The organism is Lacihabitans sp. CS3-21 (assembly GCF_024343675.1).
In the GTDB taxonomy this organism is placed as follows: Bacteria; Bacteroidota; Bacteroidia; order Cytophagales; family Spirosomataceae; genus Leadbetterella.
Genome location: NZ_RJUD01000097.1, coordinates 248,067 through 264,282, shown reverse-complemented (window position 1 = coordinate 264,282; position 16,216 = coordinate 248,067). Strand labels below are relative to the sequence as shown.

Here is a 16,216-nt window from a genome sequence, read left to right as displayed (position 1 = left end):
AAAGTAGTTCACAAGTTTTGGAACAAATTTTGTATCAAGTTTCCTAATTGATTGAATTCTAATGCGTAAATACCTCTATTTTTTCTTAGCTATTGTATTTTTTTCATGCAATAAAACAGATTCATTTATAGAAGAAAAATCTGAATCAGTAAATGAAGACTTCTTAAAACTGGTAAACAAAGCCAGGTCTGAAGGTCGAAAATGCGGAACGCAACATTTTGCTCCGACTAGTCCAGTAAGTTGGAATAGCGACCTTGAAAAGGCCGCTTACCTTCACAGCAAAGATATGTTTGAAAACAAATACTTCTCTCATGTCTCAAAAAATGGAGTTGAGCCATCTACCCGTATATTGGCTCAAAATTATCTTTTCAAATCATTTGCAGAGAATATTTATGCAGCATCTGGATTTTCTCCAACACCTGAAGAGATAATAATACAATGGGTTAATAGCCCAACACATTGTGCAAACATTATGACACCAAACTTTAAGGATATGGGAATCGGAGGATACCAAAACCACTGGACACAATTATTTGGCTCAAAATGAACAAATGTCGGCCATTTTTTGTAGTATTGTAAGAACTTTCAACCACCAGATGGACGAATTAATAGAAAAAGTAGAACAAGCATTAAACAATATTAGGCCTTATCTTATCGCTGATGGTGGTAATGTCGAGGTAGTTGAAATCACGCCCGATTTCACTGTTAAGTTGGAGTTTACTGGATCATGTGGTTCATGCCCTATGTCATCTATGACTTTTAAAGCAGGCTTAGAAGAAGCCATTTTGAAAAACGTCCCTGAAATCAAAAAAGTAGAAGCTATCAATATGGTTGCCTTCAATGCTTGATATTTAAAAAAATATCCATTCCTTACTTCTAAATTGCCCAATTGGCAAATTCTTTTTATAACTTGCAAAATTATTTTGTATCTGCATGTCCCTAAATCACTATGGATAAGAAAATAAAAGTTGGAATATTCTTTGGAGGCCAATCTCGTGAAAGAGAAATATCTTTTTTAGGTGGAAGAACTGCCTATGAACACATCGACAGGAGGTATTTTGAGCCTGTAGTCATTTTTGTAGACAGCATCGGGAACTTCATTAAAATAGACCCTCAATTACTTTATGAAGAAGACATTAGAAGCTTCTATCCTTCGAAAAATCAAAACAATGGTTACAAAGTTTATATAGAATCTTTGGGACCATTACGAGATACCCAACTTTACAAATTGATTTATAAAATTGGTTCTCAAATAAAAGTTGAAGAACTAAAAGATCACTTAGATTTTGCTTTTGTAGTTATGCACGGACCTTACTCTGAGGATGGCAACATCCAAGGAATGATGGAATGGCTTAACATACCCTACATGGGTCCTGGTATATTGGGTTCAGGTGTGGGCATAGACAAACCTGTACAAAACCGACTTATGGAGTTGGCAACTGGCCAAACCAAAAAATATAAGACTATTTCCAAAGATACTTGGGAATCTTCTGATAAATCGAAACTTTTTACGAGCCTTATTGCCGAATTGGGCTTTCCTTTAGTTGTTAAAGCTCCTCACCAAGGTTCTTCTATCGGAGTAGCTATTGTAAAAAAGCGTAGCTTAGAGGAATTCTCAAAAAGCATGAGTCAGTGCTTTTTTGAGACCCAAATCCTGAAAAAAGATTGGATAAAGCTTAGCCCTCGTCAGAAGAAAAACCTTATGGAAAAAACTTCCAATTTAGACGAAGGAATAGGTTTTCCAGTAGTGCTAGACAGCGAGGTTATATACCATCCATCAGATTTACTTAAACGATTAGACATTTATCTAAATTTCCATGATAGTGCAACAATAAGCTCTACCAATGCGGAAGATTATGTGTTGATAGAGGAATTTATCTCCGGTCAAGAATTTTCTGTAGGTGTTATTCAAGATGATTCTGGAAAAGCATTTGCACTACCACCTGCCGAAGTATATGGCGATGTGCAAACTTTCGATTTTAAATCGAAATACAAATCTAGCGTTAGTAAAAAGAGAATCCCAGTGGAGACCAAATATGAAAATTTGGAAAAAATCCATGAAAATATCCTTAAAGCGTTTGAAATCACCAATATGAGCGTCATTAGCCGAATTGATGGTTTCCTTACTGCTGACGATGTGGTAATCCTACACGATCCCAATACCATTCCGGGTATGTCTCCAGCTTCGTTTATTTTCAAACAAATGGCTGAAATCGGTTTCGGAATTACTGACTCCATCACCTATCTGATCAGGCAATCAATCCGCGAAAGAATTAGAAGTGGAAAAAACGTTTTCAATCTTAGAAATCTTCTTAAAAACGTAGACAATAAGATAGAAACTGCCAAGCTTAAGCCACGAAAAAAACTTGCTGTATTATTCGGAGAAAATGAAGAAGAATTCAAAATCGCAAAAGCTAAATTTGGCCAATTTGGAGGTAATGAAGAATTTGAACCCGTTGCGGTTTGTTCTGCACTAAATGGAGGAAAATACAGAATTCCACTTAATTTGATGTTCAAGCCAGACATTATGGAGTTTGGTATGTCCATTGGGAAACCGAAACATCCATTTATTCAAAAAAATATAGAAAGTACGGCAGCCATACGTCAGTTTTATGTCGGAGATGTAGATTTTTCAGTATCTAAAATATCAGAAGAGGCTTTTGTTAAGGACTTTGTAGCTGTTTTTGACTGCAAAACACAAGAGCTTATTCAATCTTGACAAATGGCGAAAAAAGTCAAATTTTATGCTGTTTGGTCGGGAAGAGAAAAAGGGGTTTTCAGCTCATGGGACGATTGCAAAAAACAAGTTGATGGCTTTGAAGGTGCTCAATACAAATCCTTTGAAAGCAAAACTGAAGCAGAAAACGCTCTAAAAAGAAACTACTATGCAGTTGTAAATACAAAATCTTCAGCCACACAAACTTCTATAAAACAACCTTCACCGAACATTGCTGCTTGGGCAGTAGACGCTGCTTGGAACACTAAAACTGGGGACATGGAATATCAAGGAGTGGACCTACAAACCAAAACCTTGGTATTTAGAAAAGGTCCGTTTTTTGATGGAACCAACAACATTGGAGAATTTTTGGCCATTGTACATGCCTTGGCTTTATTGAAAAAACACAATTCTGATGTACCTATATTTTCTGATTCCAAAACGGCCATTTCTTGGGTAAAAGCAAAAAAAGCAAATACAAAATTGGAACCAACCTCCAGAAACTCCGAGTTATTTGAACTCATAGAAAGAGCCGAAGCCTGGTTGAAAGACAATAACTATAAAAACAAAATACAAAAGTGGGAAACCAAATGGTGGGGCGAAAACCCTGCTGACTTCGGCAGAAAATAATGTTCCGGTTTAAACACTTCATCATAAAACAAGAACGTGCTGCTATGAAAGTCTGCACTGACTCTTGCTTGTTTGGCTCTTTAATCTCTTCAGAAAACATAAAAAATGCTTTAGATATTGGCTGCGGAACGGGGCTGTTGTCACTCATGGTGGCACAAAAAAACCTTGAGTCTCAAATAACGGCTTTGGAAATTGACCAAAATGCAGTTTTAGATGCTGCAGAAAACATTCATGAAAGTCCATTTGCAAACCAAATTACGCTACATCACCAAACTGTTCAAGATTTTGCAAAAAAATCTAATAAAAAATTTGACCTTATCTTTTGTAATCCACCTTTTTATCAGAACAATCTAAAATCTGACAAAATAGATAAAAACATTGCTCATCATGCAGAAACACTCACTTTCAATGATTTAGCAGAATGTATTGATATTTTGCTTGAAGAAAAAGGTAGTGCATGGATACTTTTGCCACCTTTTGAAATGCGAGAATTCATAAGCATAGTGGAGGAAAAAAGACTCTATGTTTCGAAAAAGTTTGAAGTGAGACACAATGAAAATAAGCCTATTTTAAGGGTAATTGTGAAATTAAAAAGAACCAAAGCGATTTTGGAGGAAATCTCTCTCATAAATATTTATGAAAACAACCAATATAGCCCTATTTTTGTAGATCTTTTAAAAGACTATTACCTGATATTTTAAGAAACCCAAGTATGAGCAAAGTGGATATTTCTGTTGTTATTCCTTTTTTTAATGAAGACGAGTCTTTGGGCGAACTGCATGCTTGGATAAAAAAAGTAATGGATGAAAATGCTTTTTCATACGAAGTATTGCTGATAGATGATGGTAGCAGAGACGACAGCTGGAACGTCGTAAAAAAGCTCAAAGAGACCAATCCAGAAGTGAAGGGTTTTAAATTTTCCAAAAATCATGGAAAAACGGCCGCCCTTCAAGTTGGGTTTAATGAATGTGTGGGCGAGGTTGTCATTACCATGGATGCCGACCTGCAAGACAGTCCTGATGAAATACCGGGCCTTTACCGAATGATAAAAGAGGAAAAATACGACATCGTATCTGGCTGGAAACAAAAACGTTATGACCCAATAACCAAAACTTTACCCACCAAACTTTTCAATGCCACTACTCGCTATATTTCAGATATTTACCTACATGACTTCAACTGCGGACTAAAAGCCTACGACAATAAGGTTGTCAAAAATATCACGATTTATGGCGAAATGCACCGCTATATACCTGTAATTGCCAAATGGAACGGGTTTACCAAAATAGGAGAAAAAGTGGTTCAACACCGCTCCCGTAAATATGGAACTACAAAATTTGGCTTAGAGCGTTTTTTGAATGGATTTCTGGATTTACTTTCCATAACTTTTGTAAACAAATTTGGTAAAAGACCGATGCACTTCTTTGGATTATTCGGGGTTGTATCCTTCTTTTTGGGTTCGTTCATGACCATATTTTTGATTGCAGAAAAAATAATTTCTATTTACAACAGACAACCCTATCGCAACGTCACTGACAATCCTCTTTTTTACTTAGCCCTTGTAGCCATCATTATAGGTTCTCAGCTTTTTTTGGCTGGGTTCCTTGGCGAGTTATTTGTCAAACAAGGCATTACGAAGGACGATTATTTCGTTTCAGAAAAAGTATAATTAAATATTAAACACAAACATTTACCTCATGAAAAAACAGATTTTTATCCTTTTTGCAGTTTTGGGTTTAGGACTCAGCTCATGCTCTAAAAAAGATGAAGTAACACCATCGACTTTGGAAGGCACCTACAATTTGGAGACCATTTCGCTCAAATCTAAAGTTGTTGATCAAGCTGCAGAAAATGAAAACGAAAATGTATCTGCTCAAAAAATGTATTATACTTTCAATTCAGACGGCACCTATAAAACCAATGCTACTTGGTCTATTGGAGAAATTAACTCAAGTGGTGCTGTCTCAACAGGAAAATATACCATAAACGGAAATAAATTAAATATTACCTATCAGGATGGAGATTTAGGAAAAGAATTAACCCAAACCATGCAAATTAAAACCAATTCTGATTCTCAACTGGTTTTATTTATTGGTCTTGACGAACTCAAAACCAGCCTTAAAGCAGCTGCTGGAGGTCTAGATGCTTTTACAGCAGCCTTTCTTGAGATATTTTTAAGCCAGATGATTCAGTTTGAATATACTTTAACATTTAAAAAAGCTTAATTTTTTAAGCATACATACATTCTAATTAGAGCTTTCGGGCTCTTTTTTTGTTAGTAACCATACCAATCCCCCCACCAATTCTGCAAAGAACGTTTTATTTCATTTTCACGTGCATTGTTGCTAGGCTCGTAGAGTTTGTCACCTTTAAGTTCGTCTGGTAAAAAATTTTGTCTCGCAAAATTGCCTTCAAAATTGTGCGAATATTTGTAGTTTTTGCCATACCCAATCTCTTTCATGAGCTTAGTTGGAGCATTTCTCAAATCGACCGGAACAGGCAAATGTGAAGTCTTTTCGGCCAAAGCGATGGCCATATCAATGGCGACATAAGAAGCGTTAGATTTAGGAGATGTGGCCAAATAAATAGCGGTTTGCGAAAGAATAATTCTGCCCTCAGGATAACCAATTTTCATAATGGCATCCATACAAGAGTTGGCCACCATCATGGCTGTGGGATTGGCCAAACCAATGTCCTCACTGGCCAAAATCAACATTCTTCTGGCTATAAATTTCGGATCTTCACCCGCAATAATCATCCTGGCCATCCAGTACAATGCTGCATTGGGATCAGAACCACGAATAGATTTTATAAAAGCAGAAATAATGTCGTAATGTTGCTCCCCTGATTTGTCATATCGAGCCAAATTTTTCTGCACCACTTCTTCCACCAAATCGTTGCTGATGACCATCTCGGGTTGACCTACTTGTGCATTCACTACCAACTCTAAAAGATTCAAAAGTTTGCGACCGTCACCCCCAGATATTCTAAAAAGCGAATCAGAAGTTTCAACTTTAATCTTTTTATCTCTAAGCCAAGTATCTGATTTCAAAGCCCTATCGAGTAGTGATTCTAATTCTTTTTTGCCAAAAGCCTCTAAGATATATACCTGACAACGAGAAAGTAAAGCTGAATTTACCTCAAAAGAAGGATTTTCGGTAGTGGCTCCTATAAGCGTCACTTGACCTTTTTCAACAGCCCCCAAAAGCGAATCTTGTTGCGATTTATTGAATCGGTGAATCTCATCAATGAATAAAATCGGAGGAAATAAACCTGAAGGTTTTGACAAAACCTCACGCAAGTCTTTCACACCAGCACTGATGGCACTCAGGCTATGAAACTGACGTTTGGTAATCTCGGCCATCATCAAAGCCAATGTAGTTTTGCCCACTCCCGGAGGTCCCCAAAGTATCATAGAAGGTACAATACCCGACTCAAGTGTACGTCTGAGTGGCTTATTTTTACCTAAAATATGCTCTTGACCAATGTATTCGTCCAGATTTCGAGGCCTAAGTCTTTCGGCCAATGGTGCAAAGGGTTCCAAGTATTGTTTTTATTTATTCGTAAAATTCCAAAATAAAAGCAGAATTGCCAATGGTTATCTATTTTGATTCAAAATTTATATAATTCTTAGCATTTAAAAATTACATTGCGTCGCCTTCTAGCGGGGCATTCATTTTTTTTCAAAAAAAAAGAAACAAAAAAAACTACAAGGCAGCGGCTGACCGTCCACAAACTCACACACTCAAAATTCTGTAAAAAAACTCTTTCCAAATTAGAATTCTCGTTAACAGAATTTTGATTACGTTCAAACAGTGCTGTCTGAAATAAGGAATCATTCATTTCATTTTTCCACATCCTCTGAATATGGATTATAAAAATAAAATACTTTTTGTTCCATAAATTCACAAAAAAGTCCGTTTGAAAATTTGGTTTGCTAGAATGTCAAAAAATCAAACATAAGTTTCAACCAAATTTTTCATGAGGACTCATTTTTTGTGATTGTTTTTTTGTTTCTTTTTTTCAAAAAAAAGAAAGCCCCGCTGGCAAGCGACGAAAGAGATTCAAGCATTCAAATTCTTCTAAGAGAATCATTTTTCTTCGAAAAACTAAATCATTTAATCAACAAAAACACCTAATTTTGAAAACTCAACCAAAAAAAATAAATGAATTTTAGAAGATTCGGTAAAACCAATCAAAATATCTCAGAAATAGGGCTTGGCACCTGGCAAGTGGGTGGAAAATGGGGTTCAGCTTTTGACCACAAATTAGCTGAAAACATCCTCAATACAGCTGCCGACAATGGTATAAACTTCATAGACTCCGCTGATGTGTACAGCGATGGCGAAAGTGAAAGAGCAATCGGTAATTTCCTAAAAACACGCTCGGAGAAGTTTTTTGTGGCTACCAAATGTGGCCGCCAAATTAACCCACATACCAACGAAGGCTACACGCCAACAGTTTTGCGAAAATATGTGGAAGACAGCCTAAAAAGACTACAAATAGAAACACTTGACTTGGTTCAGCTCCACTGCCCGCCTACCCAAGTGTTTTATAGACCCGAAATTTTCGGCCTTTTCGAGGACCTAAAAACCGAAGGGAAAGTGCAAAATCTGGGCATAAGTGTGGAAAAGGTAGAAGAAGCCTTGAAAGGAATTGAATTTAACAATGTCGTTTCGGTGCAAATTATTTTCAATATGTTCCGTCAGCGGCCAGCCGAGTTGTTTTTCGAGCAAGCGAAAAAGAGAGATGTTGGCGTAATCGTCAGAGTACCTTTGGCCAGCGGACTATTGACAGGAAAATATACCAAAGACACCAGTTTCGAAGCAGGCGACCACCGCTTTTTCAATCGCAATGGCGAAATGTTCGACAAAGGCGAGACTTTCTCGGGCATAGATTATAACACTGGTCTAGAAGCAGTTGGAGAACTAAAAGAATTATTCTCTGGCCAATTGAATTTGGCAGAAATAGCTTTAAGATGGATTTTAATGTTCGAGCAGGTGAGTACGGTTATTCCAGGTGCATCCAGACCTGAACAAGTAACGGAAAACCTCAATTGCTTGCAACAACCAGCTTTGAGCGATTACCAAATGAGCCAAGTAAAAGAGATTTACCTTAAATATTTCAAAAATACAATACACCAGTGGTGGTAAGATAAAATTTCTCTCATGATTGAAGGAGTCTTAGACTGGTCAATTAAACTATTATTTATGTTTAGTGTGGTTAATTCAAGTAAGTCAATAATTACTTAATGTTCCTTATAATTCCTGAACAGTCCGTTGTGAAATTTTGATTATTTCTAATGTTTCTATAATTTTCTAATGTTTATCAAAATTTCACAGAGGATCATTGTTCAGGAAGTGTTTTTTTTGATTCTTTTTTTTCAAAAAAAAAGAATGCCCGCCTGGCAAGGCACACAAATTATATGTTTTCTTGATTATTTTTAACGAAACTTATTTTATGTACATAGCAGACGAAAAAAGATACGACCAAATAAGCTACAGACGTTGTGGCAAAAGTGGCATCAGATTGCCAGAAATTTCATTGGGCTTATGGCACAATTTCGGAGGTGTAGATACCTTCGAAAACTACCGAGCCATACTCAGAACGGCATTCGACAAAGGCGTGACGCACTTTGATCTGGCCAACAACTACGGCCCACCTCCAGGCTCGGCCGAGGAGAATTTTGGCCTTTTGATGAAAAAAGACTTTGCCGCTTACCGCGACGAACTCATTATATCTTCCAAAGCGGGCTACCTGATGTGGCCTGGCCCGTATGGTGAGTGGGGTTCAAGAAAGTACATCATAGCCAGCTGCGATCAAAGCCTCAAACGTATGGGCTTGGATTATGTGGACATATTTTACTCTCATCGCCCCGACCCCGACACCCCAATGGAAGAAACCATGGGTGCATTGGATACGCTCGTGAGACAAGGCAAAGCACTGTATGTGGGCTTATCCAACTACGACGCCGACCAAACCAAAGAAGCCTTGGCGATACTTAAGCAACTCGGCACGCCCTGCCTCATACACCAGCCTAAATACTCCATGCTCGTGCGTGACCCAGAAAACGGACTATTGGACGTTTTGGGTGAAAATGGCGTAGGTTGTATACCTTTCTCGCCATTGGCACAAGGCATATTGACCAACAAATACCTCCACGGTATACCAGAGGACTCAAGGGCTGGAAAATCAACAGGATTTTTGCAAAAAGACCAAGTGACCACCGAGACCATTAGCAAAGTAAAAGCTTTGCATGAAATAGCAGAGAAACGCGGCCAAAGCCTCGCCCAAATGGCCATAGCTTGGCTACTCAAAGACCAAAGAGTAACCACAGTATTGATAGGTGCCAGTAGAGTAGAACAACTTCTGGACTCGCTTAAAGCTGTTGACAACAAACACTTTGAGGCTTCTGAATTGGATATGATTGAGGGGATTTTGGGGTGAAAGTTTAGTTTTGTCTTATTAGGAACCTTAAAAAAAATGAATAAAATCAGATAAATTGAGTAAAAGTCAGGGTTCCTTAAAGGAAAACTCTGAATAGACTTAAAAGAATATTAGCATGAACATCCTTACCACCCTAACCAACACCAGAAACGAAACGGAAAAATACTTCGACTTGTCTGAGGAAGATTTGTTAAAAACTTATGGAGAAGGCAAATGGACTGTCAAGCAAATATTGGTGCATCTGACTGATGCCGATAGTGTATTGTTGGATAGAATAAAAAGGGTAATTTCTGAGCCTAAGCAAGTCATCTGGGCTTTTGAACAAGACCTTTGGAATGAAAATCTAGATTATAAAAACTTCCCATTGGCCATTAGCAAGGCTGTTTATTTGGCCAACAGGCAGATGGTTATTTATCTGGCAGAGCAATATTATAATACCTTGGGCGACAAAGAGTTTATCCATAGTGAAACAGGACTTAGAACCTTGAAGGACGAATTTGACAAAGTCAGTTGGCACAATCAAGGGCATTTGGAACAGATAAAACAGGCTCTTGAAAGCAAATAATTACCAAATAACCCTATTTCAACTTACGTTTTACCCCCTCAAAAGTCATTTTGACATTTTCGATTTTTCCGTCTTTGTCAAAAAACATTTTGTCGATACACACCACACGGTGGTCACGGTCGAGATTTGGAATAGGGCGACGGTGATAAACCATGTACCATTCATCGGTTTTAGGAATATTTATTACGGAATGGTGACCAGCACCCGTGGCGATGCTTTCATCGGCCTCGAGAACTGTAGAAACACGTTCAAATGGGCCAAAAACTGAATCCGAAACACCATAAGCTACTTTGTATGTACCATTCGTCCAGCCACCCTCTGACCACATGAGGTAATATTTTCCATTTCTGATAAACATTGTTGGGCCTTCCACATAGTTTTTTGGAGTAATTTCTTTTACTAAATTACCATCTGGAAATGGTACCAAGGCAGTGAAATCATCGTTCAATTTGCCAATATTGCAGCGTCCCCACCCGCCATAAATGATATAAAACTGATTGTCTTTGTCTTGAAATACATATTGGTCAATCGGCTGGGCATTGTTATAAAACTGATTGATAAGCGGCTTGCCCAAATGATCTTTATAAGGCCCTTCGGGTTTGTTGGCCACTGCGATTCCAATACCTCCATTATGGTCATCTTCTTTTCCGTTTCGGGCTTTACTTTGTATATCATTCGCCGAGAAAAACAAATAGTACTTCTTATCCTTTTTTACAATAGAAGGTGCCCACATAGCCATATAAGCCCATTTTATCACAGTTGTATCTATGATGTGTTCATGCTTTTTCCATGTAACCATGTCTTTTGACGAAAAAGCATCCAAGAAAACCTGCTGACGGTACTTGGCAGAAAAAGTAGGAAAAACCCAATATTGCTTATCTAAAATCACACCCTCAGGGTCGGCATACCAACCTTCAATTATTGGATTTTTTGATTGTGCAGGGCTAGTCTTGATTTTAAAGAAGGCGGCTAAAATGATTATAAAAATCAGGCTTTTTTTCATAGCGTACAAGTTTTTTTTCTTTGTGCAAATTTACATTAGAAGTCCGTTTCTAACTTTCTGATGGTAGATAATTATTTTGAGAAGACAATATAGAGTGATTTTTCAAATCGGAGTTATCGATTGCTTTTTTTTGTACAATTTGAAAAAACACACCACCTGAATCAATTCTGTTTCAAATCTTGCAAATAAAACTCATCCACTTCTTTGTTTTCTTGCCAAGTATATTCAATTTCATAGGCTATTTTCCTAGCCAAATCTATACCATGTATGTCTCTAATAAAACCCAAAGTCATGTCCATACCAGCCGATACGCCTGAAGAAGTGTAATATTTCCCGTCTACGGCCCATCTTGCCTTTTTTACCCAATTCACTTTGGAGCCTTGAGACACTACCCAATCAAAGGAGCGTTTGTTTGAGGTGGCTGACAAGCCATTGATTTGACCTGTTTTAGCCAAAAGAGCCGAACCCGTACAAACGGTCAGAACATGGGTGGATAAAGAGGATATCCCTGAGATGGTAGAAATCATTTGTGGATGGTCCACTTCTTTTCTGGTACCCATTCCACCAGGGATCAAGAATATATCAAATTGGTCTTTTTCAGAAAGTTTCTCTGTTAATATCTTCACATTTTGGGTGCTGGTGATTACCCCACCTTCTAAAGAATAAAATTCGATATGATACAAATCTTTCAAGCGGCCAAATATTTCTACTGGGCCAAAAACATCTAATGTTTCGAAGTTATTAAAAAGTAAAATGCCTATGTTTTTCATTTTGATATTGGTCTTAATTGGGTTTAAGTTTTCCGCTAATTTTCCGGCGGTAGTTTCTTTGTTGATTGGCTCACTTTTTTGACCAAATGCCGAAAAAAACATTAAATTCAGAATTACTGAGACACGCAAGACATTTTTCATGGTTTGAAATTGAGATTTAAAACGCCAATGTGCGGTCTTCCATGGGCGTTTTGGTTAAAATTTGAATACTTTTTTAATTTTGAAACATAAAAAAACCGACTCAATAGAGTCGGTTTCATATTATTTTTTAGATTTTGGTGCGATAATCACGTTCAATCTTTTTCCTTCTAATTTCGGTGGTGCTTCTGGCTTTCCTAAGTCCTCAAGGGCTTTTACAAACTTCTCTAGAAGTTTAAATCCTTGTTCTTTAAAAACTATCTGACGACCAATGAACTGCACATACGCCTTCACTTTTGAGTTTTCTTTCAAGAAGTTTTCGGCATGCTTTAGCTTGAACTCGTAATCGTGATCATCAGTTTGTGGACCAAACCTGATTTCTTTGATAACCGTCTTTACTTGCTTGGCTTTAAGTTCTTTTTGCTTTTTCTTTTGTTCGTATTTAAACTTAGAGTAATCTACGATTCGGCAAACCGGCGGCACTGAATTTGGAACAATTTCTACTAAATCCAAATTTTGCTCTCTCGCTATTTCAACGGCTTTGACAAACGGATAAACTCCAACTTCTATATTCTCTCCTACTAATCTTACTTCTGCAACACCTCTAATTTTTTCGTTAATCCTGTGTTCGTCTTCTTTTCTAACCGGTGGACGATACGGTTTTTTCATGTTTTTTGCCATAAAAGAATTTAAATGTGAGATTTTAAGCTACTTACAACTTAAAATTTCATCAAATTTATTATTTACTTTTCAATTTTTACCAAAAGTTGGTATATTTTTATTTATTTCTGCTTTGGCAAATGCCACAAACTCATCGACAGTGAAACTGCCCAAATCACCCTCACCCTTTTTTCTTAGTGATATTTTGCCTTCGGCGGCTTCTTTTTCACCAATAATGAGCATTAAAGGCACTTTAGCCACTTCAGCATCACGAATTTTCCTGCCAATTTTTTCTGAACGGTGATCCACATATCCCCTGATGTCATGTTCTTGTAAACTCAAAAACACTTCGTTGGCGTAATCTTCGTATTTCTCAGAAATCGGCAAAACGGCAATCTGCTCTGGAGACAACCAGAAAGGGAAATTACCTGCCGTATTTTCTATCAAAATGGCGATGAATCTTTCCATTGATCCAAATGGTGCTCGGTGAATCATGACAGGTCTATGTTTCTGATTGTCTGCACCTGTATATTCCAATTCAAATCTGTTGGGTAATTGGTAATCTACCTGAATAGTACCCAACTGCCATTTACGACCCAGGGCGTCTTTGACCATGAAGTCTAGCTTTGGACCATAAAAAGCAGCTTCACCATATTCTACAACGGTTTTAAGTCCTTTTTCGTCAGCTGCTTTTATGATGGCCGACTCTGCTTTGTCCCAATCTTCATCAGAACCAATATATTTTGAGCTTTTCTCTTTACTTCTCAATGAAACCTGAGCACTGTAATCGTCGAAACCGAGCGATTTGAATACATAAAGTACCAAGTCAATTACTTTCATAAACTCGGCCTCCACTTGGTCGTTTGCACAGAAAATATGGGCATCGTCTTGTGTAAATCCACGTACACGAGTTAAGCCGTGAAGTTCGCCGCTTTGCTCGTAACGATAAACCGTACCAAACTCCGCCAAGCGAAGTGGCAAATCTCTGTAGCTACGAGGCTTTGATTTGTAAATTTCGCAGTGATGTGGACAATTCATGGGTTTAAGCATAAACTCCTCCCCTTCTTCTGGCGTTTTGATGGGTTGGAACGAATCCTCACCGTACTTTTCCCAATGGCCAGAAGTCACATACAAAGCTTTGCTGCCAATGTGAGGAGTCACAACTGGCAAATATCCCGATCTTAATTGAGCTTTTTTAAGGAAATTCTCCAAACGCTCTCTCAGCATGGCACCTTTTGGCAACCAAAGCGGAAGGCCTTTTCCAACCTTCTCCGAAAACGTAAAAAACTCAAGTTCAGCACCTAACTTTCGGTGATCACGACGTTTGGCTTCTTCTAAAAGCGTCAAATATTCTTCGAGTTCTTTGGCTTTTGGAAATGTTACTCCGTAAATACGCGTAAGCATTTTATTATTTTGGTCGCCTTTGAAATATGCCGCAGCAGCATTCATTATTTTGGCTGCCTTTATAAATCCTGTGTTCGGTATATGTGGTCCACGGCACAAATCCGTGAAATTACCTTGTTGATACAAAGTAATATTTCCATCCTCTAAGCCTGAAAGTAAATCCAATTTGTATTCGTCTCCTTTATCACCAAAGTACTTCAAGGCATCGGCTTTGGTAATTGGAATTCTTTTAAACTCGTTTTTTTGACGGGCCAATTCCAACATTTTGTCTTCAATCATTTTGAAATCGTCTGAAGAGATGCTCTTTTCGCCCGTGTCTATGTCGTAATAAAATCCGTTTTCCACTGGTGGTCCAACCCAAAACTTGACGCCGGGATACAATACTTCCAAAGCCTCCGCCATCAAGTGAGCCGATGAATGCCAAAATGTAGATTTACCCTCGGTATCATTCCAAGTCAATAATTGTAGTTCGACACTTTTCTCCAATGGCATGTTTAAGTCAACCACCTGTCCATCAACTTTAGCTGCCAACACGTTTCTAGCCAATCCCTCGCTTATAGATAAGGCCACGTCCATTGGAGTGGCTCCATTCTGATATTCTCTTTTGCTGCCATCTGGCAGTGTAACGCTGATCATCATATTCTTAATTTCTAGTGGTATCTTTACCAATTGTTATTTGACTCCTTTTTTGTATTTTTTCTATATTTCCTATATCAAATATTCTCCTTTGGGGCTCGGGCTTTACTTCTTCTTCAGGTTTACGTTTCCGAGTAAGGTATTGCTCTGAATTATTTTCATAAATGCTATTTTGGGCTTCTATTTGATAGGTAACGCTGTTGAGCTGGGCCAACAAAATTTTACTATTGGGCATTTTATCTAACGCTTGTTCTAAATAAGACTTTGCATTTGTAAATCTTTTTTGCAACTCATAACACGATGAGGCCTTCAAATAGGCTTTCTCATTATCAGGAACAGCTTTGCCCCATTTATCATAAATCAAAAATGCTGCCGCATAATTTTTCTTCCTTAAATAAATATCACCCACTTTTTCTAACACATCGTAACGATCAGGCTCCAACCTCAAAAACACTTGATATACTTTGGTAGCACTATCCAAAGCACCAACATTCTCTAATATTTGAGCTTTATTGAATACCAATTCTCTCTTTTTAGGGAATTTCTTCAAAGCTCGCTCATTATACGTCAAGGCCGAATCTACCAAATGAGCACTGTTAAAAATCTTTATCAGGTGGTCATAAGATTCAAAACCATGTGGCTTTAGTACCAATGCACGTTTGTAATTGTTTATTGCCGTGGCTGTATCTCCCTGCAAAGCATAGTACTTGCCTTTTGCCAAAAACAACTCAGAATTATAGGGATAGACAGTCTCTGCCTTTTGCATATATTGCTGAGCCATGCCTAATTTTTTTTCCTTTAGATACAAATCTGCTATTAGTACAAACAACTCAGGAGAACTAAAATCTTGACTTTCCGCATCCAAGGCGTTTTTCAAAGCTCCCTTTTCATTCAAAACCTGTTGAATTTTAGCTTTTTGGTACAGAAACAATCCAGAGTTTGGATTTAATCGCTCTGCACGCGTAATGTCTACCAATGCATCTTTATAGTTTTCTATTTTATAATGAAGCACTGCCCTCTTATAATAATTATCAGGCTCACTCGGATTATTTTTGATGGCATCAGAGAGGATGCTCAATGCCGCCAAGTTTTGGTTTTCTTCGTTTTGTTTTTGTGCCAAAGGAATATCATAACCCTCCCGAGAGTGGTCGGCACAAGCAAAAAGTGTGAGAAAACATAAAAACAAAACGTACCTCATAAGGGGAACACTAAAAATTGAACCGCAAAAATCCGAATTTTTTAACAAA

16 protein-coding genes are annotated in these 16,216 nt (G+C 37.8%); 10 read left to right on the top strand and 6 right to left on the bottom strand.

All coding sequences use genetic code 11. The features are described from left to right. Nucleotides 1–61: 61 nt before the first annotated feature. The 7 genes from EGI24_RS15735 (at nucleotide 62) to EGI24_RS15705 (ending at nucleotide 5,571) form a co-directional block, all read left to right on the top strand. Nucleotides 62–547: a CAP domain-containing protein gene (locus tag EGI24_RS15735; RefSeq protein WP_255049449.1), complete on the top strand. Its 486-nt coding sequence runs from the start codon at nucleotides 62–64 to the stop codon at nucleotides 545–547. A 49-nt stretch (nucleotides 548–596) separates the two neighbouring features. Continuing rightward, nucleotides 597–848 (top strand): NifU family protein, encoded by a 252-nt coding sequence (locus EGI24_RS15730; protein WP_255049573.1) that lies wholly within the window; start codon nucleotides 597–599, stop codon nucleotides 846–848. A gap of 101 nt (nucleotides 849–949) precedes the next feature. Further along, entirely contained in the window at nucleotides 950–2,719 is a 1,770-nt protein-coding gene (locus tag EGI24_RS15725; protein ID WP_255049448.1) for a D-alanine--D-alanine ligase, read from the top strand. Nucleotides 2,720–2,722: 3 nt separating this feature from the next. After that, nucleotides 2,723–3,346 carry a viroplasmin family protein gene (locus EGI24_RS15720; RefSeq protein ID WP_255049447.1) on the top strand — a complete coding sequence of 208 codons (624 nt, stop codon included), beginning with the start codon at nucleotides 2,723–2,725 and terminating at the stop codon, nucleotides 3,344–3,346. A gap of 44 nt (nucleotides 3,347–3,390) precedes the next feature. Next, nucleotides 3,391–4,047, top strand: a complete 657-nt coding sequence (locus EGI24_RS15715) for a tRNA1(Val) (adenine(37)-N6)-methyltransferase (RefSeq protein WP_255049446.1) — start codon at nucleotides 3,391–3,393, stop codon at nucleotides 4,045–4,047. Nucleotides 4,048–4,058: 11 nt separating this feature from the next. Next, nucleotides 4,059–5,015 carry a glycosyltransferase family 2 protein gene (locus tag EGI24_RS15710; RefSeq protein ID WP_255049445.1) on the top strand — a complete coding sequence of 319 codons (957 nt, stop codon included), beginning with the start codon at nucleotides 4,059–4,061 and terminating at the stop codon, nucleotides 5,013–5,015. A 28-nt stretch (nucleotides 5,016–5,043) separates the two neighbouring features. Next, nucleotides 5,044–5,571, top strand: coding sequence for a lipocalin family protein (locus EGI24_RS15705; protein WP_255049443.1), 528 nt, complete (start codon nucleotides 5,044–5,046; stop codon nucleotides 5,569–5,571). 50 nt (nucleotides 5,572–5,621) lie between these two features. On the opposite strand, the gene EGI24_RS15700 is transcribed toward EGI24_RS15705, so the two are convergent. Further along, on the bottom strand, nucleotides 5,622–6,890 hold the full coding sequence (locus tag EGI24_RS15700; protein WP_255049441.1) for a replication-associated recombination protein A: 1,269 nt from the start codon (nucleotides 6,888–6,890) through the stop codon (nucleotides 5,622–5,624). A 622-nt stretch (nucleotides 6,891–7,512) separates the two neighbouring features. Here EGI24_RS15700 and EGI24_RS15695 point away from each other — a divergent pair. The 3 genes from EGI24_RS15695 (at nucleotide 7,513) to EGI24_RS15685 (ending at nucleotide 10,358) form a co-directional block, all read left to right on the top strand. After that, nucleotides 7,513–8,499: an aldo/keto reductase gene (locus tag EGI24_RS15695; RefSeq protein WP_255049440.1), complete on the top strand. Its 987-nt coding sequence runs from the start codon at nucleotides 7,513–7,515 to the stop codon at nucleotides 8,497–8,499. Between the two features lie 307 nt (nucleotides 8,500–8,806). Then, on the top strand, nucleotides 8,807–9,793 hold the full coding sequence (gene mgrA / locus EGI24_RS15690; RefSeq protein ID WP_255049438.1) for an L-glyceraldehyde 3-phosphate reductase: 987 nt from the start codon (nucleotides 8,807–8,809) through the stop codon (nucleotides 9,791–9,793). Between the two features lie 115 nt (nucleotides 9,794–9,908). Next, nucleotides 9,909–10,358, top strand: a complete 450-nt coding sequence (locus tag EGI24_RS15685) for a DinB family protein (protein ID WP_255049437.1) — start codon at nucleotides 9,909–9,911, stop codon at nucleotides 10,356–10,358. 13 nt (nucleotides 10,359–10,371) lie between these two features. Here the strand turns inward: EGI24_RS15685 and EGI24_RS15680 are convergent, their stop codons facing one another. The 5 genes from EGI24_RS15680 to EGI24_RS15660 all read right to left on the bottom strand — a co-directional run bounded on the left by EGI24_RS15680 (nucleotide 10,372) and on the right by EGI24_RS15660 (nucleotide 16,167). After that, nucleotides 10,372–11,361, bottom strand: a complete 990-nt coding sequence (locus EGI24_RS15680; RefSeq protein ID WP_255049436.1) for a glycoside hydrolase family 43 protein — start codon at nucleotides 11,359–11,361, stop codon at nucleotides 10,372–10,374. Nucleotides 11,362–11,522: 161 nt separating this feature from the next. Continuing rightward, on the bottom strand, nucleotides 11,523–12,272 hold the full coding sequence (locus EGI24_RS15675) for a DJ-1/PfpI family protein (RefSeq protein WP_255049435.1): 750 nt from the start codon (nucleotides 12,270–12,272) through the stop codon (nucleotides 11,523–11,525). Between the two features lie 120 nt (nucleotides 12,273–12,392). Next, on the bottom strand, nucleotides 12,393–12,938 hold the full coding sequence (infC, locus tag EGI24_RS15670; RefSeq protein ID WP_255035774.1) for a translation initiation factor IF-3: 546 nt from the start codon (nucleotides 12,936–12,938) through the stop codon (nucleotides 12,393–12,395). 81 nt (nucleotides 12,939–13,019) lie between these two features. Continuing rightward, nucleotides 13,020–14,972, bottom strand: coding sequence for a threonine--tRNA ligase (gene thrS / locus EGI24_RS15665; protein WP_255049434.1), 1,953 nt, complete (start codon nucleotides 14,970–14,972; stop codon nucleotides 13,020–13,022). Between the two features lie 4 nt (nucleotides 14,973–14,976). After that, nucleotides 14,977–16,167, bottom strand: coding sequence for a lipopolysaccharide assembly protein LapB (locus tag EGI24_RS15660; protein ID WP_255049433.1), 1,191 nt, complete (start codon nucleotides 16,165–16,167; stop codon nucleotides 14,977–14,979). Nucleotides 16,168–16,216: the final 49 nt, after the last annotated feature.

Bases quoted from the DNA above. Each gene is read 5' to 3' on its own strand.
- EGI24_RS15735 (WP_255049449.1), top strand. From the start codon at position 62: ATGCGTAAATACCTCTATTTTTTCTTAGCTATTGTATTTTTTTCATGC.
- EGI24_RS15730 (WP_255049573.1), top strand. From the start codon at position 597: ATGGACGAATTAATAGAAAAAGTAGAACAAGCATTAAACAATATTAGG.
- EGI24_RS15725 (WP_255049448.1), top strand. From the start codon at position 950: ATGGATAAGAAAATAAAAGTTGGAATATTCTTTGGAGGCCAATCTCGT.
- EGI24_RS15720 (WP_255049447.1), top strand. From the start codon at position 2,723: ATGGCGAAAAAAGTCAAATTTTATGCTGTTTGGTCGGGAAGAGAAAAA.
- EGI24_RS15715 (WP_255049446.1), top strand. From the start codon at position 3,391: ATGAAAGTCTGCACTGACTCTTGCTTGTTTGGCTCTTTAATCTCTTCA.
- EGI24_RS15710 (WP_255049445.1), top strand. From the start codon at position 4,059: ATGAGCAAAGTGGATATTTCTGTTGTTATTCCTTTTTTTAATGAAGAC.
- EGI24_RS15705 (WP_255049443.1), top strand. From the start codon at position 5,044: ATGAAAAAACAGATTTTTATCCTTTTTGCAGTTTTGGGTTTAGGACTC.
- EGI24_RS15695 (WP_255049440.1), top strand. From the start codon at position 7,513: ATGAATTTTAGAAGATTCGGTAAAACCAATCAAAATATCTCAGAAATA.
- mgrA (WP_255049438.1), top strand. From the start codon at position 8,807: ATGTACATAGCAGACGAAAAAAGATACGACCAAATAAGCTACAGACGT.
- EGI24_RS15685 (WP_255049437.1), top strand. From the start codon at position 9,909: ATGAACATCCTTACCACCCTAACCAACACCAGAAACGAAACGGAAAAA.
- EGI24_RS15680 (WP_255049436.1), bottom strand. From the start codon at position 11,361: ATGAAAAAAAGCCTGATTTTTATAATCATTTTAGCCGCCTTCTTTAAA.
- EGI24_RS15675 (WP_255049435.1), bottom strand. From the start codon at position 12,272: ATGAAAAATGTCTTGCGTGTCTCAGTAATTCTGAATTTAATGTTTTTT.
- infC (WP_255035774.1), bottom strand. From the start codon at position 12,938: ATGAAAAAACCGTATCGTCCACCGGTTAGAAAAGAAGACGAACACAGG.
- thrS (WP_255049434.1), bottom strand. From the start codon at position 14,972: ATGATGATCAGCGTTACACTGCCAGATGGCAGCAAAAGAGAATATCAG.
- EGI24_RS15660 (WP_255049433.1), bottom strand. From the start codon at position 16,167: ATGAGGTACGTTTTGTTTTTATGTTTTCTCACACTTTTTGCTTGTGCC.